We start from the raw sequence: 3,159 nt of genomic DNA on the forward strand, positions 1-3,159 counted from the left end.
GATCATCATGCGATTTATGGAATATTATAAGTAATAAGACTTAATTTTCACAATTTTATTTTTAGAGGAGACGAAAGGTATAGGTGCTTTCAAATGTATTTATACCTTGAATAAATGGATATGAAAAAAATGATGTTAATATTTATCGCTTTAAGTTTAAGTTTTTCTTTTCCTGTATATGCTAACGACGAAATACAAGAAGACAATAGTATCGTTGAAACTAGAGATAGGGAACCAATTGATTGGACCAACAAAAAGGAATTGAAATTAGAAGTTGAACATATACAAAATGGTATGAATATTTCCATGAATGTTAAATTTGATATAATAGGGCAAATTAACAATAATGATACATTTGGGTTAAAAATCCCTGATGAATTTTTTGTCGATAACGAAAATAAAGCATTTTTAGACAAAAATAATACCGATGTTGGAATCTATGCTATAAAAGATAATTTTTTACAAGCGACATTTACGAAGAATCTAAGAGATATAAATGGAGTTATTTCATTTGATTTACAAATCAAAGAGAATACCTTAACTGATATACCTCAACAAAAAGAGATTGTACTTCAAAGATTTGATGATAATTCTATAAACAGTATTTTTATTGATATACCTGCTTTAGAAAAAAATATTACAAATGATAGTTTAGTTTTTAAGAATTTTGATCAAATCAACACAAAAATTCAAGAAAATTCAGTGTTTACTATCGAAGGAACAACTTTACTTCAGTATAACGGAACAGAAAGTGAGATCTTTGTTCCAGAAAATATAACAAGTATTGCTGCAAAGGCGTTTCAAGGAAATCAAAATATTACTTTAATTCACTTACCTGAAAGCTTGGTTAGTATTGATAATGAAGTTTTCTTAGATTGCTCAAATCTTGCCTCTTTAGTAATTCCAGATAATGTGGAGTCTATAGGTTATAATGCCTTTGAAAATTGTAAATCTTTGACAAACGTTCATTTATCAAAAAATTTAAAGAAGATAGGAGGTCAAGCTTTCTATGGGTGTTCTAATCTAGTCGAAATAAACATACCTTCAAACATGACAATTGATTCTTCAAAATATGGAATTTTTGATGTATTTTCTAAATTAGAAACTATACATTTTGACGAGAATATAAAAACAATTCCAAAATATTTATTTAAGTATGCAGGTAGCCTAAAATCGATTGTTATTCCTGAAGGAGTAATGACAATTGAAGAAGAAGCTTTCGCATTTTGCAGTAGTTTAGAATCAGTTTCATTACCTATAACATTAACTAGGATTGAAAATAATGCTTTTTATGGGTGTAATGAATTATCAGAAGTTTTCCTGCCTGAAAACCTCTCAGAGATAGGAAGTGGAGCGTTTGGAAGTTGTGATAAAATTGAAAAGATAAACATTCCTTCAAATTTAAAAACTATAAGTTATAGTCCTTTCATATTATGCGATAATTTGAAAGAAATCACATTTGACAAAGGGATAACAACTATCACAAAATCTTTGTTTGAAAATGTATATTCACTTAATGCTATTACTATTCCAGAAAGTGTTAATACTATAGAGGAAAGTGCATTTAAAAACTGTGAAAATTTAGAAAAAATTGTATTGCCTGAGAATATTAAATTTATAGGGAAAAATACCTTTAGTAATTGTCATAAACTTTCTAGTATTACATTACCTTCTGGTTTAGAAAAGATTGGAGAAAACGCATTTTCAAATTGTACGAGTTTATCTGAAATTAATATTCCAAGTGGTATGACTATAGATTCATATATATCCGGGATATTTGATGGTTGTTCTTCTTTAAAGAATGTTTTATTTGATGAAGACATCACTAATATCACAGGACATTTATTTGAGGGCTGCACAGGACTGGAGACTATTGAAATCCCAGATTCTGTAAGAGTTATAGAAAGTTATGCATTTAAAGAATGTAAAAATTTAAAAGAAATAAAACTTCCAAACGGATTAGAAGAAATACAAGGAGCAGTTTTTTATAATTGTTCAAATCTGCAGAAAATCAATATACCTAAAAATATGGTTTATACAGGAGGCAATCTTTTTTATGGCTGTTCTAATTTAAAAGAAATTATTTTCGAAGATGGTATTAGGAATATAGGTAATGGTTTATTTTCTGGATTAAGTGGTTTAGAAAAAGTCTCTTTTCCAAATAGTATCGAGAAACTTGGGGCATATTCATTTGATTCTTGTAAAAATTTAAAAGAAGTTAGTTTACCTGAGAGTTTAAAAGTAATAGAAGATGGTGCTTTTCAAGATTGCGTATCTTTAAAAAGGATTAGTTTTCCAAATGAATTAGAAGAAATTAATTATTTTGCATTTCAAAACTGTATTAATCTAGAATCAATAACAGTGAATAAAAATTTACGAATTATTGAACCTTATGCTTTTGCGGGTTGTGTACAATTAAAAGATATTTATTATTCAGGGACTCTAAATGACTGGAAATTTATAAATATTGGATATCAAAATGATTGTATAAATAATGCTAATTTACATTATCAAAAAGGGCAGGGATGGATAACAGATGAATATGGAAGCAAATATCAAAGAGAAGATGGCAGTTTTATATATTCTGCTTTTGAATCATTTGGTGATAATACATATTATTTTGATTCTTCTGGATATATTTTAAAAGGATTAAATCGTATCGATTATAATTATTACTATTTTGATGAAAAAGGGATTATGCAAGTGGGGTGGAAGAAAATAGATAATGAAAAATATTACTTTTATTCAGACGGAAGAGCAGCATGTGGGAAAGTATATGTAGACGGTAAATATTATTATTTTGATATTACAGGAAAAATTTTGAAAGGGCTAGGTTTTATAGATATAGATGGATGTACATATTATGTAAATGAAATTGGTGAAATTCACACAGGTTGGTTAGAGCAAAATAAAAGATGGTATTATTTTCGGCAAGATGGAAGTATGGCTAGAGGAATGACGCAGGTTGGTGATAAAACATATTATTTTGGAGATAATGGGTATAAAGAAAGTGGTTGGATTTCTATAAATGGGCAGCTTTATTACTTTGATGAAAATGGTGTGCTAATTCCAGATAAATTGCCAATGCAGTTTTACGATATTGTTTCAAATGACTGGTTCTATAATTCTGTAAAATACGTCTATGACAATGGACTGATG

At 28.2% G+C, this 3,159-nt stretch carries 1 protein-coding gene; it reads left to right on the forward strand.

Translation table 11 applies throughout. The features are described 5' to 3' along the window. Nucleotides 1-114: 114 nt before the first annotated feature. Nucleotides 115-3,159, forward strand: a 3,045-nt coding sequence (locus HMPREF0367_RS05740; RefSeq protein WP_035402177.1) for a leucine-rich repeat protein, incomplete at its 3' end; no start/stop codon positions are given.

Origin of the sequence: Faecalitalea cylindroides ATCC 27803 (assembly GCF_000469305.1) — a bacterium.
Classification (GTDB): Bacteria; Bacillota_I; Bacilli_A; order Erysipelotrichales; family Erysipelotrichaceae; genus Faecalitalea; species Faecalitalea cylindroides.